The 24,292-nt window shown below is 69.4% G+C and carries 24 protein-coding genes; 13 read left to right on the forward strand and 11 right to left on the reverse strand.

All coding sequences use genetic code 11. The features are described 5' to 3' along the window. The first annotated feature begins 18 nt into the window (after positions 1-18). The gene (locus AC06G6_RS06350; RefSeq protein ID WP_479827402.1) at positions 19-813 is read left to right on the forward strand and encodes a sulfite exporter TauE/SafE family protein; all 795 of its coding nucleotides are present in this window, start codon (positions 19-21) and stop codon (positions 811-813) included. Positions 814-956: 143 nt separating this feature from the next. Beyond that, positions 957-2,375 (forward strand): pyridoxal phosphate-dependent decarboxylase family protein, encoded by a 1,419-nt coding sequence (locus tag AC06G6_RS06355; protein ID WP_479827404.1) that lies wholly within the window; start codon positions 957-959, stop codon positions 2,373-2,375. 36 nt (positions 2,376-2,411) lie between these two features. Here the strand turns inward: AC06G6_RS06355 and AC06G6_RS06360 are convergent, their stop codons facing one another. The 6 genes from AC06G6_RS06360 to AC06G6_RS06385 form a co-directional block, all read right to left on the reverse strand. After that, complete coding sequence (locus AC06G6_RS06360; protein WP_479828561.1) at positions 2,412-3,527, reverse strand: molybdopterin oxidoreductase family protein; 1,116 nt, start codon at positions 3,525-3,527, stop codon at positions 2,412-2,414. Then, complete coding sequence (locus AC06G6_RS06365) at positions 3,479-5,077, reverse strand: molybdopterin-dependent oxidoreductase (protein ID WP_479827406.1); 1,599 nt, start codon at positions 5,075-5,077, stop codon at positions 3,479-3,481. Before AC06G6_RS06365 ends, AC06G6_RS06360 begins: the two co-directional genes overlap by 49 nt. Beyond that, a complete protein-coding gene (locus AC06G6_RS06370; RefSeq protein WP_479827408.1) occupies positions 5,074-6,774 on the reverse strand; it encodes an NAD(P)H-dependent oxidoreductase subunit E in 1,701 nt (566 codons plus the stop codon). Before AC06G6_RS06370 ends, AC06G6_RS06365 begins: the two co-directional genes overlap by 4 nt. Positions 6,775-6,931: 157 nt before the next feature. Continuing rightward, positions 6,932-8,131, reverse strand: a complete 1,200-nt coding sequence (locus tag AC06G6_RS06375; RefSeq protein WP_479827410.1) for an aminoglycoside phosphotransferase family protein — start codon at positions 8,129-8,131, stop codon at positions 6,932-6,934. Between the two features lie 193 nt (positions 8,132-8,324). Then, positions 8,325-9,056 (reverse strand): VIT1/CCC1 transporter family protein, encoded by a 732-nt coding sequence (locus AC06G6_RS06380; RefSeq protein WP_479827412.1) that lies wholly within the window; start codon positions 9,054-9,056, stop codon positions 8,325-8,327. 269 nt (positions 9,057-9,325) lie between these two features. Next, positions 9,326-10,564: a DUF4439 domain-containing protein gene (locus tag AC06G6_RS06385; protein ID WP_479827414.1), complete on the reverse strand. Its 1,239-nt coding sequence runs from the start codon at positions 10,562-10,564 to the stop codon at positions 9,326-9,328. 106 nt (positions 10,565-10,670) lie between these two features. Between AC06G6_RS06385 and rimP the strand changes: the two genes are divergently transcribed. The 5 genes from rimP (at position 10,671) to rbfA (ending at position 16,696) form a co-directional block, all read left to right on the forward strand. Beyond that, positions 10,671-11,288, forward strand: a complete 618-nt coding sequence (rimP, locus tag AC06G6_RS06390; protein WP_479827416.1) for a ribosome maturation factor RimP — start codon at positions 10,671-10,673, stop codon at positions 11,286-11,288. Then, positions 11,288-12,268, forward strand: a complete 981-nt coding sequence (nusA, locus tag AC06G6_RS06395; RefSeq protein ID WP_479827418.1) for a transcription termination factor NusA — start codon at positions 11,288-11,290, stop codon at positions 12,266-12,268. The genes rimP and nusA overlap by 1 nt, the downstream gene beginning before the upstream one ends. A 275-nt stretch (positions 12,269-12,543) precedes the next feature. Continuing rightward, positions 12,544-12,876, forward strand: a complete 333-nt coding sequence (locus tag AC06G6_RS06400; RefSeq protein WP_479827420.1) for a YlxR family protein — start codon at positions 12,544-12,546, stop codon at positions 12,874-12,876. 152 nt (positions 12,877-13,028) lie between these two features. Further along, positions 13,029-15,941, forward strand: coding sequence for a translation initiation factor IF-2 (infB, locus tag AC06G6_RS06405; protein ID WP_479827422.1), 2,913 nt, complete (start codon positions 13,029-13,031; stop codon positions 15,939-15,941). Between the two features lie 245 nt (positions 15,942-16,186). Next, positions 16,187-16,696 (forward strand): 30S ribosome-binding factor RbfA, encoded by a 510-nt coding sequence (gene rbfA, locus AC06G6_RS06410; protein ID WP_307458597.1) that lies wholly within the window; start codon positions 16,187-16,189, stop codon positions 16,694-16,696. Between the two features lie 105 nt (positions 16,697-16,801). Here rbfA and AC06G6_RS06415 read toward each other — a convergent pair whose 3' ends face one another. After that, positions 16,802-17,938 (reverse strand): ScyD/ScyE family protein, encoded by a 1,137-nt coding sequence (locus AC06G6_RS06415; protein WP_479827425.1) that lies wholly within the window; start codon positions 17,936-17,938, stop codon positions 16,802-16,804. Positions 17,939-18,121: 183 nt separating this feature from the next. Between AC06G6_RS06415 and AC06G6_RS06420 the strand changes: the two genes are divergently transcribed. The 3 genes from AC06G6_RS06420 (at position 18,122) to AC06G6_RS06430 (ending at position 19,538) form a co-directional block, all read left to right on the forward strand. Next, the gene (locus tag AC06G6_RS06420) at positions 18,122-18,607 is read left to right on the forward strand and encodes a nucleoside deaminase (RefSeq protein WP_479827427.1); all 486 of its coding nucleotides are present in this window, start codon (positions 18,122-18,124) and stop codon (positions 18,605-18,607) included. Between the two features lie 117 nt (positions 18,608-18,724). After that, entirely contained in the window at positions 18,725-19,162 is a 438-nt protein-coding gene (trxA, locus tag AC06G6_RS06425) for a thioredoxin (protein WP_479827429.1), read from the forward strand. Positions 19,163-19,190: 28 nt separating this feature from the next. Then, positions 19,191-19,538, forward strand: a complete 348-nt coding sequence (locus tag AC06G6_RS06430) for a CU044_2847 family protein (RefSeq protein WP_479827431.1) — start codon at positions 19,191-19,193, stop codon at positions 19,536-19,538. A 16-nt stretch (positions 19,539-19,554) separates the two neighbouring features. Here the strand turns inward: AC06G6_RS06430 and AC06G6_RS06435 are convergent, their stop codons facing one another. Together AC06G6_RS06435 and AC06G6_RS06440 are read right to left on the reverse strand one after the other, a co-directional pair. Further along, positions 19,555-19,764 carry a hypothetical protein gene (locus tag AC06G6_RS06435; RefSeq protein WP_479827433.1) on the reverse strand — a complete coding sequence of 70 codons (210 nt, stop codon included), beginning with the start codon at positions 19,762-19,764 and terminating at the stop codon, positions 19,555-19,557. A gap of 139 nt (positions 19,765-19,903) precedes the next feature. Then, a complete protein-coding gene (locus AC06G6_RS06440) occupies positions 19,904-21,070 on the reverse strand; it encodes a pyridoxal phosphate-dependent aminotransferase (protein WP_282380627.1) in 1,167 nt (388 codons plus the stop codon). 37 nt (positions 21,071-21,107) lie between these two features. Between AC06G6_RS06440 and truB the strand changes: the two genes are divergently transcribed. The 3 genes from truB to AC06G6_RS06455 all read left to right on the forward strand — a co-directional run bounded on the left by truB (position 21,108) and on the right by AC06G6_RS06455 (position 22,949). Next, complete coding sequence (gene truB / locus AC06G6_RS06445; RefSeq protein WP_307458584.1) at positions 21,108-22,061, forward strand: tRNA pseudouridine(55) synthase TruB; 954 nt, start codon at positions 21,108-21,110, stop codon at positions 22,059-22,061. Then, positions 22,061-22,414, forward strand: coding sequence for a hypothetical protein (locus AC06G6_RS06450; protein ID WP_479827436.1), 354 nt, complete (start codon positions 22,061-22,063; stop codon positions 22,412-22,414). Before truB ends, AC06G6_RS06450 begins: the two co-directional genes overlap by 1 nt. Positions 22,415-22,505: 91 nt before the next feature. Beyond that, positions 22,506-22,949 (forward strand): hypothetical protein, encoded by a 444-nt coding sequence (locus AC06G6_RS06455; protein ID WP_479828562.1) that lies wholly within the window; start codon positions 22,506-22,508, stop codon positions 22,947-22,949. Between the two features lie 5 nt (positions 22,950-22,954). Here AC06G6_RS06455 and AC06G6_RS06460 read toward each other — a convergent pair whose 3' ends face one another. Both AC06G6_RS06460 and AC06G6_RS06465 read right to left on the reverse strand, forming a co-directional pair. Then, entirely contained in the window at positions 22,955-23,383 is a 429-nt protein-coding gene (locus AC06G6_RS06460) for a VOC family protein (RefSeq protein ID WP_479827440.1), read from the reverse strand. A gap of 140 nt (positions 23,384-23,523) precedes the next feature. Then, the gene (locus AC06G6_RS06465; protein ID WP_479827442.1) at positions 23,524-24,111 is read right to left on the reverse strand and encodes an NUDIX domain-containing protein; all 588 of its coding nucleotides are present in this window, start codon (positions 24,109-24,111) and stop codon (positions 23,524-23,526) included. Positions 24,112-24,292: the final 181 nt, after the last annotated feature.

Raw genomic sequence — 24,292 nt, forward strand, 5'->3', positions numbered from 1 at the left:
CCCGCAGTCCGTCCAGGCGTGGTCTCCGGACTCGAGTCGATCGAGCTCAGCACCCTGATCCTGATCGTGGTCGCCGGCTTCGCCGCGGGCTGGGTCGATGCCGTCGTCGGCGGCGGGGGACTGATCCAGCTCCCGGCGATGCTGCTGGTACCGGGCATCAGCCCGGTGCAGGCGCTGGCGACGAACAAGATGGGGTCGATTTTCGGCACCACGACCAGCGCCGTCACCTATTACGGCAAGGTGCGGCCGGATCTGCGGACCGCGCTGCCCATGGCCGTGATAGCCATGGCCGGCAGCTTCGGCGGGGCGGTACTCGCCGCGAACCTCCCGGCGAGCGTGTTCAAGCCCATCATCGTGGTGGCCCTTGTCGCCGTCGCGCTGTTCACGGCCTTCCGCCCGAACGTGGGGGAGCTGACCCGGCTGCGGCACAACGGCCACCGGCACTATGTGCTGGCGTGCCTGATCGGCGGCGTGATCGGGTTCTACGACGGGCTGATCGGCCCCGGCACCGGGTCCTTCCTGATCATCGCGCTCGTCTCGGCGATGGGGTACGCCTTCCTCGAGGCAAGCGCCAAAGCCAAGATCGTGAACATGGCCACGAACGCCGGGGCCCTGCTGTTCTTTGTGCCGCACGGTGCCGTGCTGTGGGGCCTCGGGCTGGTCCTCGGTGTGGCGAATATGGCCGGCGGGTACCTCGGTGCCCGGACCGCCGTCAAGCAGGGGAACAAGTTCATCCGCATCGTGTTCCTCGCCGTGGTGGGGGCGCTGATCATCAAGCTCGGCTCGGACATCTGGCAGGAGAGCTTCGCCTGACACGCCCCGGCCGCCGGCCGCGGACCCTCGCTGCCCGTCCTGGAAAGGTGCCCTTCCGGGAACGTTGCCCCCTGTGCCCTTTCCGGGAACGCTGCACCCTTTAGGCACTGCCCGTCCTCCGGCCGCGGGCGTAGCATGCAGCTATGTCAGCTCCTGAAGAACGCTACGGCGATGCCCTGGAGGCTGCGGCACGGCACGCCCGCCAGTGGCTGGAGAGCCAGGAAACACGGCGTGTGGGCCCGCGGGTGACCGCGACGGACCTGGCGGCCGATTTCGGCGGTCCGTTGCCCCGGACCGGAACGCCGGCGGCGGAGGTGGTGGACTACCTCGCCGCGAAGGCCGAACCCGGGCTCATGGCAATGCCCTCCGGACGGTTCTTCGGCTGGGTCATCGGCGGCACGCTGCCGGCAGCGCTGGCCGCGGACTGGCTGGTCAGCGCCTGGGACCAGAACGCCGTGCTCCGCTTGGCCACCCCGGCGACGGCGGCCATCGAGGAGGCCGCCGGCCAATGGCTGCTGCAGCTGCTGGACCTCCCCGAAGCGTCCGACGTCGGTTTTACCACCGGCGCGACCATGGCCAACTTCACCGGGCTCGCCGCCGCCCGGTGGCGCCTGATGGCCGACGCCGGCTGGGACCTCGACGGCGACGGCCTCTCCGGCGCCCCGCGGATCCGCTGTTTCGTGGGCCAGGAACGGCACGACTCGATCGACCTCGGCCTGCGGTATCTGGGGCTGGGGCGGCCCAACGTGGTCCCCGCGGACCGGCAGGGCCGGATCAACCCCTGGGAGCTGGACCGGGCCCTGGCCGCCGCCGCTGACCGGGCGTCTGCGGCCGGATCGGGCCCGGCCCCGCTGCTGGTCTGCCTGCAGGCCGGGAACCTGCACTCCGGAGCCTTCGATCCGTTTGTGGAGGCCATCGCCATCGCCAAGGCACGCGGCGCCTGGGTCCATGTGGACGGCGCGTTCGGACTCTGGGCCGCCGCCGTCCCGGAGTTGGCCGCGCTGACCGCCGGGCTGCAGGGCGCTGATTCCTGGGCCACCGACGCGCACAAGACCCTCAACGTGCCCTACGACTGCGGGGTTGCCGTGGTCCGGGATGCCCAGGCGCTGCGGGCGGCCATGGGCCTGCGCACCAGCTACCTGATCCAGGACGCGGACGGCGCGGCGGACCCCTTCGAGTCGGTGCCGGAGCTGTCCCGCCGGGCCCGCGGCGTGCCGGTGTGGGCGGCACTCAAATCACTGGGCCGGGACGGCGTCGTCGCCCAGGTCCGCGGGTTGGTGCTGCGCGCCCGGCAACTGGCGGAGCAGCTCTCGGCGCTGGCCGGCGTCGAGGTGCTCAACGACGTCGACTACACCCAGGTCTCGCTGGCCTTCGGCGACGACGCCACGACCCGTGCGGTGACGGCGCGGATTATTGCCGACGGCCGGGTCTGGATGTCCGGGTCGCGCTGGCGGGACCGCGACGTCCTCAGGATCTCCGTCAGCAACTGGAGCACGGACGACGCCGACGTGGCAGTCGCCGTCGCCGCCGTCCGGGACGCCGTGGCGGCGGTCCGCGGCTGACCGCCCCGGGACGTCCGGCCACTCTTTCCTGCCGGCTCAGGCGTGCACGGCGAGGCGGACGGCCGTCACCTTGTATTCAGGGCAGCCCGTGACCTCATCCGTCTGGGAAGAGGTGAGGCTGTTGACCGTGGCGCCGGGGAAATGGAATCCGGCAAACACCTGCCCGGGTTCCACATCGTCCGTGATCCTGACCCGCAGGACCGCCATCCCGTGCCGGCTGTCCAGCCGGACGTACTCCCCGTCTCTGAGGCCCAGCGCGGCCGCGTCGCCGGGATCGACGTCGACCGTCTCTTCGGTGAGCAGGTGCAGGTTGTCGGTGCGCCGGGTCATGCTCCCGGAGTTGTAATGCTCGCCCCGGCGACCGGTGATCAGCAGGAAAGGGAACTCCGCGTCGCATTGCTCGCCCGGAGGCAGGTAGGGCCGCGCTGCCAGATGCGCCAGGCCGTCCGGGGTGGCAAAACGGTCCTGGTAAAGCCGTGGCGTTCCGGGGGATTCGGCCGACACGCACGGCCAGTGCAGCGGACCGTCCCGGTCCAGGCGGGGATGCGAGATTCCCCCGAACAGCGGCGCGACAGTGGCACATTCCGCCATGGCTTCGGCCGGCGTCGCGCAGCCAAGATCCGCTCCCATGCGGGACGCGACGTCGGCCAGGACGGCAAAGTCGGTGCGGGCCCCGCTCGGGGGAGCCACGGCCTCGCGGACCCGCTGGAAGCGCCGGTCGAAGTTGACGAAAGTGCCGTCCTTCTCGAGCCAGGCGGCCACGGGGAAAACGACGTCGGCGGCGGCGGCCGTGGGGGAGAGGAACAGGTCGTTGCAGATCACCAGCGGGCAGGCCGCCAGCGCGGCCCGGACCGCAGTGCTGTTGGGGTCGGTGGTGAGCACGTCCTCGCCGATCACCCACAGGGCCTGCAGCGACCCGGCCCGGGCGGCCGCGAACATCTGCGGGATCCGGAGTCCCGGCCGCGGCGGCAGGCTGGTCCGCCAGGCAGCGGCGAAGCGGGACCGCGCCTCGGGATCGATGACCTTCTGGTATCCGGGCAGCAGATCGGGCAGGGCGCCCATGTCCGAGGCCCCCTGGACGTTGTTTTGCCCGCGCAGCGGGTTCACCCCTCCGCCGGCGCCGGGTCCGACAGCGCCGCGCAGGAGGGCCAGGTTGGAGAGGGTCCGACGCCGTCCGTGCCGTGCAGGTGTTCGGTTACCCCCAGTCCGTAGAAGATCGCCGGAGCCAGCGACTGCCCGTACATCAACGCCGCGCGCACCAGGTCCTCCGCCGGGACGCCGGAGATTTCAGCCACGCGTTCCGGCGGATAGTCGCCGAGCAACCCGAGCAGGTCGCCGTAGCCGCTGGTGCGGGCGTTGAGGAAATCCTCGTCCACCAGCCCCTCCCGGACCAGCACGTGCGCGAGGCCGTTGAACACGGCCACGTTGGTTCCCGGCTGCGGCCGGAGGTGGACGTCGGCGTGCCGGGCCAGCGAGGTGCGCCGGGGATCCACCACCACCAGGCGGGCGCCCTCCATGACCCGCTGGAAGATCCGGGAGCCGACAACCGGGTGGGCCGCCGTCGGGTTGGCGCCGACCAGGAGGACCGCGTCGCACCGGTCAAGATCATCGAACGGGTTCGTCCCGCCGCCCAGACCAAAGGTGGCGGCCAGCCCTGCAGCGGAGGGCGCGTGGCAGAGCCGGGCACAGTTGTCCACGTTGTTCGTGCCCATCACGGCCCGGGCGAATTTCTGGGCCAGATAGTTCTCCTCGTTCGTGGCCCGGGCCGACGAAATGAGGGCGAACCCGTCCGGGTCTGTGTCCCGGACTTCCCCCAGCCTGGCGGCCACGTAAGAGGTGGCCTCCTCCCACGACGCGGGCGTCAGTGTTCCGCCCCTGCGGATCAGCGGCCCGGTCAGACGGTCCGGGGAACCCAGGAACCCGTGGGCGAACCGCCCTTTGACGCACGCGTGGCCGCGGTTCACCGAGAGGTCGGTGGCAGGCCGGACGGTCATGATCGCGTTGTCACGGGTGGAGACCTCCAGGCTGCAGCCGACCCCGCAGTACCCGCACGTGGTGCGGGTCTGCCGTTCGATCGGCAGCAGATTGAGCAGCCCGGGCTCGGACAGCGCGCCGGTGGGACACGTGTCCACGCACGCCCCGCACGAGACGCAGTCGGACTCCGCCCAGGGACCGCCGGTTCCCGGCGCCACCACAGTGGCGGCCCCGCGGCCCACCAGGGTCAGGGCGAACGTGCCTTGGATCTCGGCGCAGGCACGGACGCAGCGCCCGCAGGCAATGCAGAGATCGCGGTCCAGCTTCACGTACGGGTGGGAGTGGTCAACTCCGCGCTCCGGTGGCGTGACGGAACCCGCCGGGGCGGTCACCCCATAGTCGGAGCACTGCCGGACCAGTTCGCTGCGGTCGGCAGGGACCTCCAGCGCCCTGGGCGGCAGCCCTGCGACGATGGCCTGCAAGGCGTCCCGCCGCAGCTCCCGGGACCCCTCGACGGCGATGTGCGCTCCGTCCTCCGCCGGTGTGCTGCAGGCGGCGGCCGGATCCCGTCCGGCGACGCCGACCAGGCAGGTCCTGCACGACGCCACCGTCGTGAGCCGGTCATCGTGGCAGAGCGTGGGGAGTGCCAGGCCGGCCGCCCGCACGGCGTCCAGGAGCGTGGCGCCCGCGGGGACCTCGACCTGGCGGCCGTCGACAAAGACTCTCACGATTGCCATCCGTCCAGGCCGTAGACGCGGGCGAGGCTTCGCACCGCGGCCGGCACCCGGCGGCCGAAGGCACACAGGCTGCCCGCCGCCATCGTGCGCAGCACCTCACTGCGGTCGCGGCGGATGTCCGGATCATCAGGCCGCTCCGACAGGGCACGGCCGCGCCACGTCCCCACCCGGCAGGGCGAACATTGGCCGCAGCTTTCCGCCGCCGCAAAGTCCCACAGGTTCCGCAGCACCTGTTCGCCGGACAGCCGGTCATCGAAGGCGACGATCCCTGCATGGCCGAGCGCCGCGCCACGTCCGGAGAGGGCAGCATTGCTCAGCGGGACGTCGAGGTCATCGGGGCCGACGAAACCGCCCAGCGGTCCGCCGATCTGGAGGGATCTCAGGGTTGCACCGTCGCGAAGTCCGCCGCCGAGTTCCTCCACGATCCGTCTCAGCGGTGTGCCGATCTCCACCTCGTACGCTCCGGGCTGGCGGAAGCGTTCGGACAGGCAGACGAGCACGGTGCCGGCTTCGTCCGCGGTCCCCAGCACGGCGTAGGCGGCGCCCCCGTGCTGGACGATCCACGGGAGCGCGCTGAGCGTTTCCACGTTGTTGACCACCGTGGGCCGGCCGTGCAGTCCGCGACCGGTGGGAAACGGCGGACGCGGCCGCACGACGCCGCGCAGCCCTTCGAGCCCGTTCAGCAGTGCGGTCTCCTCGCCGGAGACATAGGACCCTGCGCCGTCCACCACCTGGATCTCCAGGCTGAAGCCGTTGCCCCCTGCGTCCGGTCCGAGGAATCCGGCGGTGTATGCCTCGAGCAGCGCCTCCCGCAGCCGGGCGGCGGCGCGGGGGTACTCCGAGCGGACGAACACGATGCCGGTGGCCGCACGGACAGCGAAGCAGGCCAGGGCGAGTCCCTCGAGCACCCGGTGCGGGTCCTGTTCCATCAGCAGGCGGTCCGCATAGGACCCGGGGTCACCCTCGTCGCCGTTGGCCACCACCACGCGGGGTGCGGGGTGCTCCAGGGCGGCCCGCCATTTGGCGGCAGCGCTGAACCCGGCGCCGCCACGCCCCCGCAAACGCGCTGACTCCACCTGGCCGAGGATGTCCGCGGGAGCGGCCGTACCGGCAACGCCGGGCCACACCGACCACGGCCGCGCCGTTCCCAGCAGTCCGGCTGTCAGCACCGGGACCGGACTGTCGTTGTGAACCGGGACGGGGGGTGCTTTGGGTGCGTATTCCCCCCGCAATTGTGCTGCCAGATCGGCCCCGGTGCAGGCCTGGTCGCCGTCGAGGGCTGCGGGACCGGTGAAGCAGTAGCCAAGGCAGCGCACGGCCTGAATCGAAACGGAGCCGTCCGCCGTCCGTCTCCCCGTCTCTACCCCGAGTGCCGCCTCCACCTCGGCAACGTGAGCTCCGGCACTTGCCGCGAAGCACGCGGCTGCGGTGCAGACGCGGACATGCCGGGCTCCGCGCGGCGCGGAGAAATCGCTGAAGAACGACGCCGGTCCCTGGACCGCCGCCGCGGGTAAACCAAGGGCCCGGGCAACCGCGGTGGGTTCAGCGCCCGGGCGGCGGAGCATGTTCCTGGCGTCCCCGATCGGCCGGTCGAACCGGGCCGCATACCGGAGAAACGGGTCGTCATTAACCCGCTCCGCAGGCCCTTCGGACACGGAGTTTGAGCGCCCCTCCCAGGGTTCGTGCATGCGTTCCACCTTCGTCCGGGGCCAGGGGAGGGGCTAGTGCCGAAGGTCCCGGGACACCGTACACGGACACGCGACGCCGGAGACCCGACACCGGACACCGGACACGCGACGCCGGAAACCCGACACGGGACACCGGGACCCCGGCGGGCCACCTCACTCACGGCCGGACCTGGCTCCGATCCACTACCTGCTGGGCCGTGTCCCCGCCCGGCGCCGGCAGCGCGTGGGCCGCGGGGAGTTCAGGGAGCGTGCGGCCGGCGAGGGTGCTGGCCACCCAGAGCGACCGGGCGAGGTCGCCGTCGTGGCCGGGCGTCGACGCATACCAGAGCGCGTTCTCGACCTCGCGAGCCAGGCTCCATTGCCGGGCCACCTCGGCGTCGAGCCCGGCGGCCAGGCTGAAGTCGCCGCACCGCTCCCGCAGGCCCTGTTCCGGATCCGCCCGCGACAGCTCACGGATCCGGTTCCACAGCAGCGGTGCCACCGTGAATTCTGCCTCGCCGATCATGGGCTGCGGATCGATTGCGGCCCAGCCGCCAGCCGGTTCACCGCCGCCGCCGTCCGGTTTCTCACCACTGCGCCGGGCCAGGATGTTCAGATAGTGCAGGTCGGTATGGACCAGCACGTCCCGCCCGGAGCGGCGGCCGACGGCCCCTCGGGTCTGGCAGACCTCGAGCGCGGCTTCCAGCAGCCAGCGCGGGAAGGGACGTCCCAGCCGTTCCCAGCTCTCCGGCAACTCATCGCTCCACTGCTCGGCCCGGGCCGCCACGTGGTCGAACTCCCGCCATTCCGGCCGCGCGTCCGGAACCAGGCTCAGCCGGCTGACCAAGGCGCCCCACACCGGGACCGCCTCGTCCAGGGGCACGTCCTGAAGGGAGCGGGCGGCGTCGAGGCGCTCCAGCAGCAGCGCACCGGAACCCGCGTCGCCGGCCAGCAGCCGGACCGCCCCGTGCCCGTTCCAGAGGGTGAGGGCCTGCGGTTCCACGAGCGCTTCGTCGTGCGGATAGGCGATCTTCAGGACAGCTGCCTGGCGTGCAGCACCCAAAGGTGCTTCGTCGAACTCGGTGCTGGTGCCGGTCTCCGCAGTTTCGGCGCCGGCCCCTCCGCTGCTGTTGGTGCCGGTGCCGGTGCCGGCCCCGCCGGGGCTGTTGGTGCGGGCGCGAAGCCGCACCGGGACCACGATGGCCCCGTGGCCATTCCATGGCAGCGCGCCGGGGGCGAGGTCCAGTTCGAGCTCCCACTGGTCCAGGCAGTGCCGGACCAGCCGGGGCAGGGAGGCAAGCCAGTCGCGGCCGGCTGAACTGCGGCCGTAGCGGCGGCTGATGTCGGGCGGGATCGGGATGTCTGCTGGCTGACTCATCAGATCCAGCGTAGTTGCTGGGGGCGGCCTGGCACCGCCGGGTGCGGCGGGCCACAGGTCGGCGGGCGGGCGCGTGGAAGGCTGCGGCGCAGGTTTGCTGCCAAGCGGTCGTGTGGACGGCCATATCGCCGGTCCTGCCGGGGGTGGCTCCACCTTGTCAGCCGGGCGGCATCCTGCCGGCGAAGCAGACTTGTCAGACGGTGATGCCGCTGGCTCCGAGCCAGCTGCCGATCAGGAAGGTCGCGATGAGCGCCGCGGCGCCGCCTATTACGACGCGCACGGCGGCCTTCATCTTTGATCCGCCGCCGATCCAGGCGCCAACGGCCCCGGTCAGGGCCAGGGCGACCAGCACGGCCACGAAGGTCAGGGGAACACGGATGTTCTCCGGCGGCAGCAGGATGGCAAGCATCGGAAGGATCGCGCCGACCAGGAACGCCGCGGCCGAGGCGAACGCGGCGTGCCACGGACTGACAATGTCCGTCTCGTCGATGTGCAGCTCCGCGGACAGGTGGGCTCCGAGGGCATCGTGGGCGGTGAGTTCCTTGGCAACGGTCCGGGCGGTGTCCGCGCTGAGACCCTTGCCCTGGTAGATCGCGGCGAGTTCCTCGAGCTCCTCTTCGGGCTGTTCCTCCAGTTCCCGGCGTTCCTTCTCGATCAGGGCCCGCTGGCTGTCCTTCTGGCTGCTTACCGAGACGTATTCGCCCAGCGCCATCGAGATTGCGCCGCCAACCACGCCGGCGGTACCGGCGATGAGGATGGGGCCGGACTCGGTGGTGACGCCGGCGACGCCGACCACAATCGCGGCGACGGAGACGATGCCGTCGTTGGCGCCCAGCACACCCGCACGAAGCCAGTTGAGGCGGTGCGCGATGTCGTTGCGGTGCGGCTCGTTGTCGTGCTGGATGGGGGCGGCTTGACTGTCCATGACTACAGCAAAGCACCGGGGCCCACAGCCGGCCAGTATGACGAGCCTAAGTAAGCGCCTCCTCGCCGCCGCGGTTCCTGGTTTCCGGTCCTCCCGCGGCGGCGCAGCGGGGGCACTTTGACGCGGATTCGCCGCAGTTTGAGCAGGATTGCTGGCTTCTTAACCTCAAAGTCGCCCCGCACCGCTGACACCCCCGCCGCCGCCCCACGCGGCCGGCACCCATGCCGCCGCCCCGCACGGCCGCAAGCCGGCTATGAGCCCGAGGCTGGCTACGGGCTCGGGGCAGGCAGTTCGGGGAAGTCAGCCGGGTCTGCCGCAAGGCCGGGGAGGGCTCCTGTCTCCGCACCCCAGGCGGCGGACCGGCGTGCGGCACCGACGAGGCCGGCGATCGCCCATTGACGGGTCTGGCCCTCGCTCAGGGCCACCAGGTCGCCATAGACCGGCAGCGCCGAGGCCTCCAACCCGCCGAGACCGGCGGCAGGCTCGGCCAGGAAGTCCGGCGCCATGGTGTAACCGGCTTCGCGCTGCGGCACGGGGGCACAATGCACCCGGCTCAGGGCTTCCGCGCCGGCGGCGAGGGCCTCATGCCGGGCGAGCTGTTCTGACGCCCGGGCGGCGGCTGCGCCACCCAGCCGGGTCAGCGCCACTTGGTAGCCGTACACGGTCTCCAGCTCGGTCCTGACGGTCGCCGCCAGCGCCCCGGGCAGGGTCGCGGCATTGGCGTCAGCTCCCGCCGAAGTCGCCGCGCCCGCCGAAGCCGCCGGGGCCGCCGGAGCCGCCGAGGCGGCCGAAGTCGCCGGAGCGGCGGAATTGGTCGACGCACCGGCAGGGGACGACGCCGACGCCACAGCGCTCGGGCACGCGCCGGAGAGCTGGGGTACGGCAGGGTCGGGCACCGCCGGGGCCGGCGCACCGGCAGCCGCGGCGAGGGAGGATGCCTGCAGCAGCTGCGAGGTCCCGACGGCGGCGAGCAGGCGGGCCATCCCGCCGTCGGCCACGGCAGCGTCGGCGAGCCGCTGGGCGGCGCTGTCCGCCAGCGCGGTCGCCAGCGCGGCCGCCGAAACGGGCGGCGTGACTGCAGATTCAGCACCGGTCGCAGCTCCAGACGGGGCTGCAGACCGGGCGCCAGACGGACCGGCGGACGGAGCAGCAGACGGGCCGTCCGACCGGGCAGCCGGCCCCGCCGGGAGGGCAGAGTCCGGTTCATCCTGGCCCGGCAGCAGGAGGGCCCGGGCCTGGCTTGTCAGCAAACTCACAGTCCGCGCCACGGCGGGAGTCGCATCGCCGGACGTGGACCCGCCCAGTTCCTCGCCGGCGGCCCGCAGCCGCATGGTCTCAGCCAGCGCGGCGGACCTCGCCTGCTCGGAAAACGGCGGCTCGGCGGGCGCCTCGGGACGTCCGGGACTCAAAGCGATCCCGAGGCTCACGACCACGAGGGCGAGGCAGGCCAGAAGCGCGATGCGGGGAATGAGCTTCCGCCGCTGCTTTTCCCCGCTGTCGTCTTTCACAACAGACCATGTTGTCATGCCGGCCGGGAACTGAAGTGCACCACGGCGTCCGGAAAATCGCTAGGCTAGTACACACAACATCATCTAACGGGAGGCGGCCGGCATCATGACCAACGCAGAAGCCACGACTTCAGCAGTCCGGACCGGGACGGGTAAGGCTGACGCCGCACCCGCTCACAACTTCGAGGCCGAGCGGCTGCATGCCCTCCTCGAACCCGAAGTCCTGGCCAACCGGCTGTACCTGGAGGACGTTTCCATTCACGTCGCCGGAGCCAACCGCGTCGTCCACGTTGTGGTGGACCTGCCGCAGGAGGAAACCGGCGGCGTCGGTCTCGACGTCATCGCGGAGATCTCCAAGACCCTCTCCGACATCCTGGACAACGACCCCAGCACCGACGCGCGCCCTTACGAGCTTGAGGTTTCCTCGCCCGGCGTCGGCCGTCCCCTCACCGAAGAGCGGCACTGGCACCGTGCCCGCGGCCGGATGGTCAAGGTCAACGTCCTGCAGGGCGAGAACGTCACCGGCCGGGTTCAGTCCGTCGACGACGACGGCGTCACCCTGGTCCCCGAAATCGCCGTGAAGAAGGGCATGAAGCCCAAACAGGGCGAGCCCATCAAGCTTCCTTTCGACAAGATCCGCAGCGGAAAAGTCGAAATAGAGTTCAGCCACCTCGAAGAGGCAGGCCTGGAGAACGCAAACAATGGACCTTCTGAGGAGGCCTAATGGATATTGACATGAGCGCACTGAGACTCCTGGAGCGTGAGCGTGAAATCCCGCTGGATCTCCTGATTCCCACGATCGAGCAGGCACTGCTGGTGGCCTACCACAAGACGCCGGGAGCCTTCGAGAAGGCCCGGGCCGAACTGGACCGCAAGAGCGGGCACGTGACCATCTGGGCTACGGAGATCGATGACGACGGCGCCCCCATCGGCGAATTCGAAGACACCCCGGCCGGCTTCGGCCGCATCGCCGCCAGCACCGCACGGCAGATCATCCTGCAGCGCCTGCGCGATGTCGAGGACGACAACGTCCTCGGCGAGTTCAAGGGCCGCGAGGGCGAGCTGGTGGCCGGCACGATCCAGCAGGGCAACAACCCGCACATGATCCAGGTCAACCTGGGCTCGGTGGAGGCGCTGCTGCCGCCGCCCGAGCAGGTGCCGGGGGAGAAGTACATCCACGGCAACCGGCTCCGCGCCTTCGTGATCGACGTGCACCGCGGCACCAAGGGACCCTCCATCACGCTGTCCCGGTCACACCCGGGCCTCGTGCGGAAGCTCTTCGAAATGGAAGTTCCGGAAATCGCGGACCGCTCCGTGGAAATCGTCGCCCTCGCCCGTGAAGCCGGGCACCGCACCAAGATGGCGGTCAAGGCCAACAATCCCGGCATCAACGCCAAGGGCGCCTGCATCGGCGAAATGGGTTCGCGCGTCCGTGCGGTCATGAACGAACTGAACGACGAAAAAATCGACATTGTCGATTACAGCGACGACCCGGCGACCTTCATTGCCAGCGCGCTCTCCCCGTCACGGGTGAACTCGGTCACCATCACGGACGAGGCAACCCGTTCGGCCCGTGTCGTGGTCCCGGATTACCAGCTCTCCCTCGCCATCGGTAAGGAAGGCCAGAACGCCCGCCTCGCCGCCAAGCTCACCGGCTGGCGGATCGACATCGTCTCGGACGCCGCGGTCAACCGCGACAAATAGCCTTCAAATCGGTGGCCCCCGTCTAGAGGGCCACAACATCAGGGCCGTAGTTACGGCCCGCCCGTCAGCGTCCGTGTCCCCGCAAGTTCGGGGCCCGGGCGATTGAGGGGCTAGAATAGACATGACCGCGCCTAACGGCCGGTATCCGCGTGTCCCTTACGCGTCCGGGTTTTGCGTCCGGCGAAGGTGTTGAAGACAACCCTTGGCCAGACCGGCTCCGGAGGTCCGGGACCGGCAGATATGTACTGGCAGGAAGATACTCGTAAGTGGCACACGTGCAACACCTCGAGAATCAGCCGCAGCGTACCTGCATCGGATGCCGGAAAAAGGGGTCGCGGTCGGAGCTACTCCGGCTCGTCGCCGACGGCAGCGGTTCATCCGCCGTCGTAGTGGATGAACGACGCCGGATGGCTGGCCGGGGTGCATGGCTGCACCCCAGCGAAAAGTGCCTGGCACTGGCGGTCAAACGTCGAGCGTTCGGACGCGCCCTCAACGGCGCTACCGGAACAGCCGACGTCGAACGCCGGATCCTGGCGGGCACGCAAGCCGTGGACACCCCGGTGGCCGCAGCAACAACCGTCCAACCTGAAAGCGGGTCAGAAAACTGATGGAAACCCGATGAGTTCCCAGCGATGAGTGCGCAACGATGACAACTTTGTTGCGCTCTGCAATGGACCTTTCAGCTGCACTCGCGGCGGAGGTCCGCAGTAAGAAGTAGACGGTTCGTGCCTGGCTCGGTGCGGACCGAGACAGGAGAAATGTGGCCAAGGTCCGCGTACATGAGCTTGCTAAAGAGCTCGGTATTACTTCCAAAGATGCAGTAACCAAACTGCAGGAACTGGGCGAATTCGTTCGCTCTGCCTCTTCCACCATTGAGGCCCCCGTTGTGAGGAAACTCCGCAACGCGTTCCCCGACGCAGCAGCAGCTTCGAAGTCCGAAGCGCCTGCGTCCGCCCCCAAGGCACCCGCCAGCCCCTCGGCAAACCGTCCGGCGCCCGCGCCGGCTCCGGCTGCACCCACAGCGCCGGCGGCTGCAGAAACCAAGACTGAAGCTCCGGCTCCGGCAGCAGCTGCTCCGGCAGCCAGTGCCGCCCCGGTAGCTGCCCCGGCAGCACCAGCCGCTCCGGCGGCTCCCGCCGCCCAGGCTCCGGCTGCGCCCTCGACGGGCGCCAAGCCCGGCGCGCGTCCGGCCCCCAAGGCTGAAGCCCCGGCTGCTCCGGCACGCCAGGGTGGCTCGGCACCCCGCCCGGGCGGTCCCCGTCCCGGCAACAACCCGTTCGCTACGTCCCAGGGCATGCCCCGGGGCCGCGGCGGCGACAACGAACGTCCTTCGCGTCCGGGTAACAACCCGTTCGCTCCTTCCCAGGGCATGCCGCGTCCGGGCGGAAGCCGCACCGAGGGCGAACGCCCCGGCGGCCCCCGTCCCGCGGCAGGCGCTGGTGGTCCCCGTCCGGGTGCTCCCCGCACCGGCGGCGCTCCGGGTGCACGTCCGGGCGCACCGCGTCCGGCCGGTGCAGCCGGCGCTGGCCGTCCGGCAGGGGCCGGCGGAAACCGTCCGACTCCCGGCATGATGCCGAACCGCACGGAACGTCCCGCACCCGCTGGTGCAGGCCGTCCCGGCGGCGGAGCCCGTGGTCCGGGCCGTCCGGGTGGCGCTCCAGGTACCGGTGCTCCCGGCGCCGGTGGCGGCGCTCCGGCCGGCGGTGGCTTCGGCAAGGGTGGCCGCGGTCGCGGTGGCACCCAGGGTGCCTTCGGCAAGGGCGGCGCAGGCCGTGGCAAGCAGCGCAAGTCGAAGCGTGCCAAGCGCCAGGAACTCGAGCAGATGAGTGCTCCGTCGCTGGGTGGCGTCAGTGTGCCCCGCGGCGACGGCAACACCGTAGTCCGGCTTCGCCGTGGCTCGTCCATCACGGACTTTGCCGACAAGATCGAGGCGAACCCCGCAGCACTGGTGACCGTGCTCTTCCACCTCGGCGAAATGGCTACCGCCACGCAGTCGCTGGATGAAGAGACCTTCGCCCTGCTCGGTGAGGAGCTTGGCTACAAGCTCCAGGTCGTGTCCCCGGAGGACGAGGAGCGCGAGCTGCTCTCCGGTTTCGACATCGACTTCGACGCCGAGCTGGAAGCGGAAGGCGATGAGGAACTCGAGGCACGTCCTCCGGTTGTCACCGTCATGGGTCACGTTGACCACGGTAAGACGCGCCTGCTTGATGCCATCCGCAAGTCCGACGTTATGGCGGGCGAGCACGGAGGTATCACGCAGCACATCGGTGCTTACCAGGTCACCCACGCCCACGAAGGCATCGATCGCAAGATCACCTTCATCGATACTCCGGGCCACGAGGCGTTCACCGCCATGCGTGCCCGTGGTGCGAAGGTCACCGACATCGCCATCCTCGTGGTCGCAGCGGACGACGGCGTTATGCCGCAGACCGTTGAAGCCCTCAACCACGCTCAGGCGGCCAACGTGCCGATCGTCGTGGCCGTGAACAAGATCGACAAGGAAGGCGCCAACCCGGAGAAGGTCCGCGGCCAGCTGACCGAGTACGGACTGGTTCCGGAAGAGTACGGTGGCGACACCATGTTCGTGGAGGTCTCTGCCCGCCAGAACCTGAACATCGACGAGCTGCTCGAGGCCGTTCTGCTCACCGCAGACGCTGCCCTGGACATGCGCGCCAACCCGAACAAGGACGCCCGCGGTATCGCGATTGAAGCCAACCTGGACAAGGGCCGCGGTGCGGTTGCTACCGTCCTGGTTCAGTCCGGCACCCTGCACGTCGGCGACACCATCGTGGCAGGCACGGCCCACGGCCGTGTCCGTGCGATGTTCGACGACGACGGCAGCGCCCTGACCGAGGCCGGCCCGTCCCGCCCCGTGCAGGTACTGGGTCTGTCCAACGTCCCGCGCGCCGGCGACACGTTCTTCGTGACCGCCGACGAGCGCACCGCCCGCCAGATCGCTGAGAAGCGTGAAGCTGCGGACCGCAACGCCGCACTGGCCAAGCGCCGCAAGCGCATCAGCCTGGAAGACTTCGACCAGGCCGTCGCCGATGGCAAGATCGACACCCTCAACCTCATCCTCAAGGGTGACGTGTCCGGTGCCGTGGAAGCCCTCGAAGACGCGCTGCTCAAGATCGACGTCGGCGAGGGTGTCCAGCTCCGCGTTATCCACCGCGGTGTCGGTGCAATCACGCAGAACGACGTCAACCTGGCCACGGTCGACAGCGCCGTCATCATCGGCTTCAACGTCAAGCCCGCCGAGCGTGTTGCCGAACTGGCAGACCGCGAAGGCGTGGACATGCGCTTCTACTCCGTCATCTACGCAGCAATTGATGACATTGAGGCAGCCCTCAAGGGCATGCTCAAGCCGGAGTACGAAGAGGTCCAGCTTGGCACCGCCGAGGTCCGCGAAGTGTTCCGTTCCTCCAAGTTCGGCAACATTGCAGGCTCGATCGTTCGCTCGGGTGTTATCCGACGTAACGCGAAGGCCCGTGTCAGCCGCGACGGCAAGGTCATCGGTGACAACCTCACGGTTGAGACGCTCAAGCGCTTCAAGGACGACGCCACCGAGGTCCGCACGGACTTCGAGTGTGGTATCGGTCTTGGCTCGTTCAACGACATCAACGAGGGTGACACCATCGAGACCTTCGAGATGCGCGAAAAGCCGCGCGTCTAAAGTGTCCTAGCGTGACAAGGTGCGGGGTCGTTGGATTTTTTCCGGCGGCCCCGCCCCTTCGCTGGGCGGCAAAGGATCTGCGATCCTTTGCCGCCCAGCTTCGGCAGGCCCGATGCCACTCCCAGGCCGCCGGAAAAAACCCAACGGGTCCGTCGTAGACTCGCTTTAGGCGCGTGGCAACTAACCAAACGTGTGTACGTGAGCCGTTAACGCGCCGTCGTACATCCAAATTTTTAGGAGTGGAAATGGCTGATCCCGCACGGGCTGCCAAGTTGGCGCAGCGGATTAAGGTTGTTGTTGCTGAGGCCCTGGGCCGGAGGGTCAAGGATCCCCGGCTTGAGGGCGTCACTGTTACCGATGCGCGTGTGACCAATGATCTGCAGCACGCCACGGTTTACTACACCGTGTTCGGTGACCAGTTGGTCCAGGCCGAGGCCGCCAAGGGGCTTGAGAAAGCCAAGGGCGTGCTCCGGCAGGAAGTCGGGCGCAACGTCACCGTCCGGCTGACCCCGACCCTGGAGTTCGTGGCGGACCAGATCCCGGTCAACGCGTCCAATCTGGAGGAGCTGCTCCGGGCTGCAAAGAAGCGCGACGCCGAGGTGGCCGCACTGGCCGCCAGCGCCAAGCACGCCGGCGACGCCGACCCGTACAAGAGCGACACTCCGCAGGACGTGGAGCTCGACGAGGACGACTTCGACGAAGAGGACCAGGACCTCACCAACGAAGATGACGTCGACGAGGACAGCAACAAGTAACAGCGGCACACAGCAAGCGACAGCGCAGTCCTGAAGTTCTGCGCGGAAACGGCCGGCCCCGGTAAGGGGCCGGCCGTTTCCGCGTGGCAACTGTCCTGTCAGGAGTCAGTCGCCGTCATGGTGCCCGTCCCGGAGTTCCAGGACCATCACCTGGCCGTTTGGCTCACCGTCGGGTCCTGGCAGGGCGTTGACCGTGGCGTACAGGGTGTCACCGCGGACGTCGACGTCGGCGGCGAATCCGGCCTCGAGCACCGCCGTCTGGTCGCCCGAGTCAGGGTCGATCCGGAACACACCGTCGCCGAACAGCGAGGCGGCATAGAGCTCGCCGTCCTCGCCCAGGGCGAGTCCGGTGGGCGTCATGATGTCATCGGCCACGAGCTCCAGCTCGTCGTCGTCGGGGTCGACCTTGAAGACCGCCCCGCGGGCTCCCAGCGCCGGATCCTCCGGGCCGCCGGGGAGCGACGTGACGTACAGCCAGCCGTCCGGCCCGACGGCGACATCGGTCGGGACGGACTCGAAGTCATACGTCGTTCCCACGACGCAGTCGGGCAGCCCGTTGGAGGCCGCAGCTTCCGGGGAGATCTTGTAGGGCCGCGGCGGCAGCACAGCGACGGTCTCGGTCTTGCCGCTCCGGATATCAACCGAGACCACACTGTTCGCCCCGGCATCGGCGACGTAGATGGTCCGGTCGGTAACGGCAATACCGTACGGGTGTGAATCAACCTCACCCATGTAACTGGCCGGCATGTTGGCCGGCAGCTCGGCTTCGCAGCCCTCCGGCAGGTCACGGAAGCCGTACCGGGTCTCCCCGTCGGAGTTCTCCTCCGTTTCCAGGGCGGCGAAATCGCCCAGGGTCCGCTGGCTCCCGTCGTCGTCGATGATGCGGACATGGCCGGCCAGCTCGGCCGGATGGGGTCCGGCGCCCTGGCTCTCCAGGAAATACGTCCGATCATCCCGCCGGTCGTTGCCCGCAACGCTCCAGTCAGGGGATTCGTAGAGGACGTGGCGGTTCCCGTCGGAGTCGACCCTGGTCAGCCGGCCGGCAAAGGATTCGCTCACCGTGACGGAGCCGTCGCGAGCGGCGTCGACATGCAGCGGACCCACCAGCCCGCCGATGAGCAGGACAGCGTCCCCGGTGTCCCCTCCGGACGGGCCGTCCGGGGCCGCGCCGGCAGTTGACCCGGTCGCGAGGAACACGGCGGCGGTGGCGGCCGTGGCGAGCAATGACAATTTCTTTCTCATGGTTGGCTCCCGGGGCGAGTGATGGGGAATCCACATCGTTGAGACCCTTGAGACCGGTGTGAAGGTAGCTGGCGTATTCACGGCCCCCAAGCGGATATTAAGCCTTCGGCGACGCAAAGTCGATGCCTGCGCGGCGGCCACGGATCTGCCCCTGCAGAAGCAGTTGCTGGCTATGATCGGACCATGGTCACGGCACCCTCAGCTTCCGACATCACTCGCTTCCTGGATCAGGCCATCCGGCTCGCCGCCGCCAATGTGGCCGCCGGCGGCGGACCGTTCGGGGCGCTGGTGGTGACTCCCGACGGGCGGGTCCACGGGGGCGTCAACCAGGTCACGCGCGACAACGATCCCACAGCCCACGCCGAGGTGGTGGCCATCCGCACGGCCGCCGCCGCGTCCGCCACTTTCGACCTCAGCGGCGCCGTGCTCTATGCCAGCTGCGAACCGTGCCCGCTGTGCCTCGCCGCCGCACTCTGGGCCCGCGTTGACCAGGTCCACTTCGCCGCGGACCGCCACGCGGCCGCAGCCGCCGGCTTCGACGATGCGCTGTTCTATGAGTACTTCGACGGCACCCGGCCGGACCTGATGCCGGTCCGGCAAACGGCCGTTCCGGCGTCGGACGTTCCCTTCCAGGCCTGGCACGACAACCCGGACCGCGTTGAATACTGACGACGGCGGCCCCGGCCGGGATCCACGGCCGGGCCGGGGACTTTGGACTCTATGCCCGCTCCGCGCGGGGGCGTCCCATGGAACCATGACTGCGGGGACTCGGGAAGGCGGCGTTCCGTGGGCTCCAGCCTGATCGCATGCCCCCAGTGCGGGAAGACCAACCGGACACCGACGGCGGCAGCCGGCCATCCGCGCTGCGGCAACTGCCGCGCCGACCTGCCCTGGATTGTCGAGGCCGGCGACGCGGACTTCGCTGTCATCGCCGAACAGTCCTCCACACCCGCCCTGATCGATTTCTGGGCAGCCTGGTGCGGGCCCTGCCGCATGGTCAGCCCCGTGCTGGACAAGCTGGCCCACGAGCGGGCCGGCCGGGTCAAGCTCGTCAAGGTCGACGTCGACAAGTCACCGGCGCTCTCACGGCGCTTCGACATCCAGGCCATTCCGACCATGCTGCTCATCCGGGACGGCAAGGTGGTCGCCCGGCAGGCGGGCGCTCCGCCGGCGGCGGCCCTGCGCCAATGGCTCGACGGTGCCCTCGCGGCGGGCAAACCGTGACCGTCCCGCGGGCGAAAGGGAGGAAGCAATGACCGAGATACTGCGCTACGAAGTGGGCTCCGGGACGGTGCTGGTCGAAGTCGCCGATGACAGCTTCGGCGTCGAGCGCCCTGCCCGGAACGAGCAGGGAATCACCGACGCCGGGCGGCGGCTGGAAGATGCCCTCGCCGCCATCCGGCCGGCGGCCAACGCGGCGGCGGAGGTCTTGAAGGAAGTCGGAGCGGAGCACCTGGAACTCCAGTTCGGCGTGAAGCTGGCCGGTGAGGCGGGGGCCATCATCGCGCAGAACTGCTCCGAGGCCCACTTCATCGTCAAGCTGTCGTTCGCCCACAGGCCCCCGGCGCAGTTGTCGCCGGAGGAAGAAATCATGCTGTGAGGCCGTCCGGCACGCCTCAGCGGCGCCGGCTTCGCGCGCCTTGGGCGCCCAGGCCGCCCAGGAAGGGCGAGCCGACCCCCAGCAGGAAGCCGAAGTCGTACCAGTTTCCGGCGCGGGCCGAGTTGTAGAACGGGAATTCACTCCACTGGCCGAAGACGTGGGCGATCAGCACAATCCATGCCGTGAGCCCGTTCCAGATGCCCCATAACAAGTCCTGCCACCACATGTGAACCTCCCTGACGGAACCCCGACACACCAGTCCCGGAACGGCACGCCCCGTGACGCACGCGAAGACCGCGCGTTGCGCTCAGGTTAGGCGTTGCAGTGCCACGGCGGTAGGGGACAGGGACCCTGTGCCCGGGCTGTCAGCCCTCGGCCGCGACCCGCGCCGGGAGCCGGCCGAGGCCTTCGACGAGGTCAGCCTGGCTGCTGCAGAGGGCAATCCGGATCCAGCCCTCGCCGATCGAGCCGAACGCGGTGCCGGGGGCGAAGGACACCCCGGAATCGGCCAGAAAGCGCCGGACCCAGGACCGCACATCCCCGCCGCTGGCGTGGGACACATCCGCCCAGAGGTAGAAGGCCCCCTGCGCGGTGAGGAACGGGATCCCCTTGGCGGCCAGGACGGCGGAGGCGGCGTCGCGGTTGGCCCGGTAGTGCGCGTGGGCGTGGCTGACGTAGTCCTGCGGGCCGGTCAGCGCGGCCAGCGCCGCGTACTGCGAGGGTGCGGCGACACAGGAGACGATGGCCTCCATCACGTTGTTCATCTTCTGTTCCAGGCCGGGCGGGCAGATCAGCGCGCCGATCCGCAGCCCGGTCAGGCCGTAGGTCTTGGAGAGCGTGAGCGAGGTGAACACGCGCGCTTCGCCCGGGACGTCGCTGTCGAAGCGGGCGGGGCTCACATGCGGGACGTCGTACGTGAACGCCTCGTAGCACTCATCGGAGATGATCCACAGATCGTGCCGGACGGCCAGGGCCACGAGGCTGCGGGTGAGCTCCTCGCCCAGGACGGCGCCGAGCGGATTGGACGGCGAATTGAGGATCAGCACCTTGGTCCGCGGCGTGATGAGCTCCTCGATGTCCGCGATCCGGGGCTGGAAGTCATGCTCGGGATACAGCGGGTACCGCACCGGGACGGCGTGCAGCAGGCTGCTGGTCATGGCGAACGTCGGGTAGCCCGGATTGGGGATCAGGATTTCATCCCCGGGGGAGAGCAGCAGGCTCATCGCGAAGTGCAGGCCCTGCTGGGCGCCGTCGACGACGTAGACGCGGTCCGCGCCGACCGGCGTCGCGTTGTGCTCCCGGAACCTGGCCGCGAAGGCCTCGCGCAGGGCCGGAATGCCGGCATTGGGGGTGTAGTTCGTCTCGTCGCGGTCCAGGCAGGCCATCCCGGCTTCGAGGATATGGCGCGGGACGGCAAAGCCCGGTTCGCCGATGCTCAGCACGATCGCACCGGGGGTGCCCCAGGCGGCTTCGGTGATTTCGCGGATCTGGTTGATGGGAACGTCGCGGACGTGGGGGGCAAGCTCGGGCATGTCTGCCATCCTAACTGGCGCAGATATACTGGGGAGCGTGCTTTCTGGACTGGTAATAGTGGACAAGCCGCAAGGCTGGACCAGCCACGATGTGGTTGGACGGATGCGGCGGCTCGCCGGTACCCGAAAAGTGGGCCACGCCGGAACGCTGGATCCGATGGCCACGGGCGTTCTGGTGGTCGGCATCAACAAGGCCACCCGGCTGCTCACCTACATTGTGGGCACCTCCAAGACGTATACCGCCACCATCCGCCTGGGCGAATCAACGGTCACCGACGACGCCGAAGGCGAGGTCACCGCGACGCACAGCGCCGCCGCGGTCACCGAGGAAGCCGTCCGGGCCGGCGTCGCCGCGCTGACCGGTGAGATCCAGCAGATTCCCAGCAGCGTCAGCGCCATCAAGGTCAACGGCGAGCGCGCCTACGCCCGGGTCCGCTCCGGCGAAGAGGTCAAGCTGGCCGCACGGCCGGTCACCATCCACCGCTTCGAGGTCCACGGCTTCCGTCCGGTGCGCGACGGCGAGGCCCTGGACGTGGACGTCACCGTGGAATGCTCCTCCGGCACCTACATCCGGGCCCTGGCCCGCGATCTCGGCGACGCGCTCGGCGTCGGCGGTCACCTGACGGCGCTGCGCCGCACCCAGGTGGGCCCGTACACACTGGACCAGGCCCACACCCTGGAGCAGCTCGCCGAAGAGCTGGACGTGCTGGAAATGTCCCAGGCCGCCCGGGCACTTATGCCCAACCGCGAACTCAGCGACGAGGAAACCACCGAGATCTCCTTCGGCCGCAGGATCGCCGCCGGGGCGGCCGCCGGTACCCCGGGCGCAGCGACGCCGGAGAACCCGGCCGCAGGCTTCGCCCCGGACGGCACTCTCGTGGCCCTGCTCGCGGACAAGGGCAGCTACGCCAAACCGGTGCTGGTGTTCGCGCCGGACAACGAGAAGCGCCCGCCCAAGCAGCCGACGGCGGAACAGCAGGCCGGACAGTAGTGGACGCGTATTTCTACATCATCCTGGTCGTCGGGCTGGTCTCCACCGTCATCTGCCTGGGCGCCGGCATCCTCAAGAAGGCCCCGAACGACACGACAATCCTCTCCGTGGCCGCCGTCGAACTGTCCCTGCTGGTGTACCTGATCGGGTCGATCGTCCGGGTCGCGGGCGGGGAGCAGATGGCGGGGGAGCCGTGGGAGTTCTGGGGTTACCTGCTGACGGCCCTCCTGCTTCCGGTCGGCGCGGTGTACTGGGCCATCCTGGAACGCACCCGCTGGAGCAACTTCGTGCTGGCCGCCGTCGGCGTCACCGCCCTGGTGATGGCGGCCCGAATGAATCAGATTTGGTACTGACGTGGAAGAGGCAGAAAACGTGACGGCGAAACCTTCGCACGAGGACATCGGAACGACGGCGGCCCCGGCGGCGGCTGCGCGTGTGGCTCCTGTGGACGCGGCTGCGGCCGCTCCTGTCGACGCGGCACCGGCAAAAGACACCCGCAACACCGGCCCCGGCCGGCTGCTGATCGCCGTTTACGCGGTGTTCGCGATTTCCGCAACGGCCCGGGCGGGATTCCAGATCCTCACCAAGTTCTCCGAAGCCCCGCTGGCGTACCTGCTGTCGGCCTTCGCCGCCGTCGTCTATTTGGTGGCGACAGTGTCGCTCGCCAAGTCGGGCCGCACCTGGTTCAAGGTCTCGGTGGCGGCCGTGCTGGTGGAACTGGTGGGCGTGCTGGTGGTCGGGGCGCTCAGCCTGTTCGACTCGGTCAACTTCCCGCATGAGACGGTCTGGTCCCTGTTTGGCCGCGGTTACGCGTTCATCCCGCTGCTGCTGCCGATCCTGGGCCTCATCTGGCTGTACCGCCGCCGTCCCGCCCCGAAGCAGGCCTGAGCGCCCTAGCCAGCCGGCCGGTCCAGTTCCTGGAACAGTGTGATTTGGAGCCCGTCCGGGCCATTGAGCCGTGAGTTCACGGAGCGCCACGGCGTTTCCCGTGGTTCCGCGATGAGCGTGCCGCCGGCCTTCACGAGGTCGCGCGTGGCTTCTTCCGTATCGTCAACCTCGAAGGCGACACGGATCCTGGCGCTTGGCTGCCCGTCGGCTTCCACCTGGTCGATGTACTTGACCTGCGCCGGGTTGGACAGCTCCAGGGTGGCGCGGCCAGCTTCGAGGATTGTGATGCGCGCGTCGCCCTCGCTGGGAACCACTTCACGTTCCACGAGTCCCAGCACGTCCCGGTAGAAGGTCAGGGCGGCGTCGTAGTCCTCCGTCTCGACGACGAGGCGCAGTTGCCGGACAGGGGGCGGGGTGTGATTTTCGGTCGTCATAACCGAACCTTAGGACGGACGGTTCCAGAGCGGAATGCCGCTGCTGCTGCCGGCCACCGGTGCTGGCTGCCGCTGGGGCTGAAGGCAACTGATGCTGACCACTGATGGTGCTGACTGCCGCCCGGGCCGACGTCGGGAGCTCAGTCCCTTCCGGCGTCGAGCCCCAACAGCCTGCCGCGCAGGACCGGCCAGGCCGACCCGAAGCCGGGATGCAGTTCCTTGTCGCCGACCAGCTCAACCGGCACCCATTGCAGCTCCAGGCTTTCCGGGTCGCTGATCTCCGGCTCAAACGCGGCCACGACCTCGACAGCCACCGTCGTGTAGGTCCAGTAGCCGACGTCGAAGACCGAGGTGAACAGGACGCGGACGTTTTCCGGCGGAACGGCAGCTTCTTCCTTTGCCTCGCGCAGAGCGCCGTGGACTGCCTCTTCGCCCTGGTGCAGGGCTCCGCCCGGGAGTCCCCAGGTGCCGCCCTGATCGCTCCACAGAGCCCGGTGCTGGAGCAGGATGCCCTTGGCGGCGTCGTGGACGAGGAGTCCCGCCGAGCCAAAGCGCCCCCAGAACCGGCCGCGGTCGCCTTCAACCCAGGCGTCACCGGGATCACGGGGACCGTGGGGCCGGCGCAGCTCGATAGGGGGCTCGGTTTGTGCGGCGGGGGCCTGCGGGTCGCCGGGCCGCGCCTTGTGGGGGAGTGCCGGGCTGGAGGTCGGGGCAACAGGGCTGTCCATGCCCCCAGTTTCCCACGGCACTGCCCGTGCCGGCCGGAGTGTGACTCCGCGGGGCCAGCCGGGACCCGAAGCCGGGTCCCGCCCGCAACCGGGTCGAACAGCTCCAGCCCGTTACTGTCACACCCAAGAAGTAGCGTTGAGTCATGGAAGCCATTGGAGATTTCCTCCCGGTACAGGCCAC

This window comes from Arthrobacter sp. CJL-S3 (assembly GCF_056711635.1).

Coding starts and splice junctions, on each gene's coding strand:
- AC06G6_RS06355 (WP_479827404.1), top strand. CDS start 957: ATGTCAGCTCCTGAAGAACGCTACGGCGATGCCCTGGAGGCTGCGGCA.
- AC06G6_RS06370 (WP_479827408.1), bottom strand. CDS start 6,774: ATGCACGAACCCTGGGAGGGGCGCTCAAACTCCGTGTCCGAAGGGCCT.
- AC06G6_RS06375 (WP_479827410.1), bottom strand. CDS start 8,131: ATGAGTCAGCCAGCAGACATCCCGATCCCGCCCGACATCAGCCGCCGC.
- AC06G6_RS06380 (WP_479827412.1), bottom strand. CDS start 9,056: ATGGACAGTCAAGCCGCCCCCATCCAGCACGACAACGAGCCGCACCGC.
- rimP (WP_479827416.1), top strand. CDS start 10,671: ATGACCAACGCAGAAGCCACGACTTCAGCAGTCCGGACCGGGACGGGT.
- nusA (WP_479827418.1), top strand. CDS start 11,288: ATGGATATTGACATGAGCGCACTGAGACTCCTGGAGCGTGAGCGTGAA.
- rbfA (WP_307458597.1), top strand. CDS start 16,187: ATGGCTGATCCCGCACGGGCTGCCAAGTTGGCGCAGCGGATTAAGGTT.
- AC06G6_RS06415 (WP_479827425.1), bottom strand. CDS start 17,938: ATGAGAAAGAAATTGTCATTGCTCGCCACGGCCGCCACCGCCGCCGTG.
- AC06G6_RS06420 (WP_479827427.1), top strand. CDS start 18,122: ATGGTCACGGCACCCTCAGCTTCCGACATCACTCGCTTCCTGGATCAG.
- AC06G6_RS06430 (WP_479827431.1), top strand. CDS start 19,191: ATGACCGAGATACTGCGCTACGAAGTGGGCTCCGGGACGGTGCTGGTC.
- AC06G6_RS06435 (WP_479827433.1), bottom strand. CDS start 19,764: ATGTGGTGGCAGGACTTGTTATGGGGCATCTGGAACGGGCTCACGGCA.
- AC06G6_RS06440 (WP_282380627.1), bottom strand. CDS start 21,070: ATGCCCGAGCTTGCCCCCCACGTCCGCGACGTTCCCATCAACCAGATC.
- AC06G6_RS06460 (WP_479827440.1), bottom strand. CDS start 23,383: ATGACGACCGAAAATCACACCCCGCCCCCTGTCCGGCAACTGCGCCTC.
- AC06G6_RS06465 (WP_479827442.1), bottom strand. CDS start 24,111: ATGGACAGCCCTGTTGCCCCGACCTCCAGCCCGGCACTCCCCCACAAG.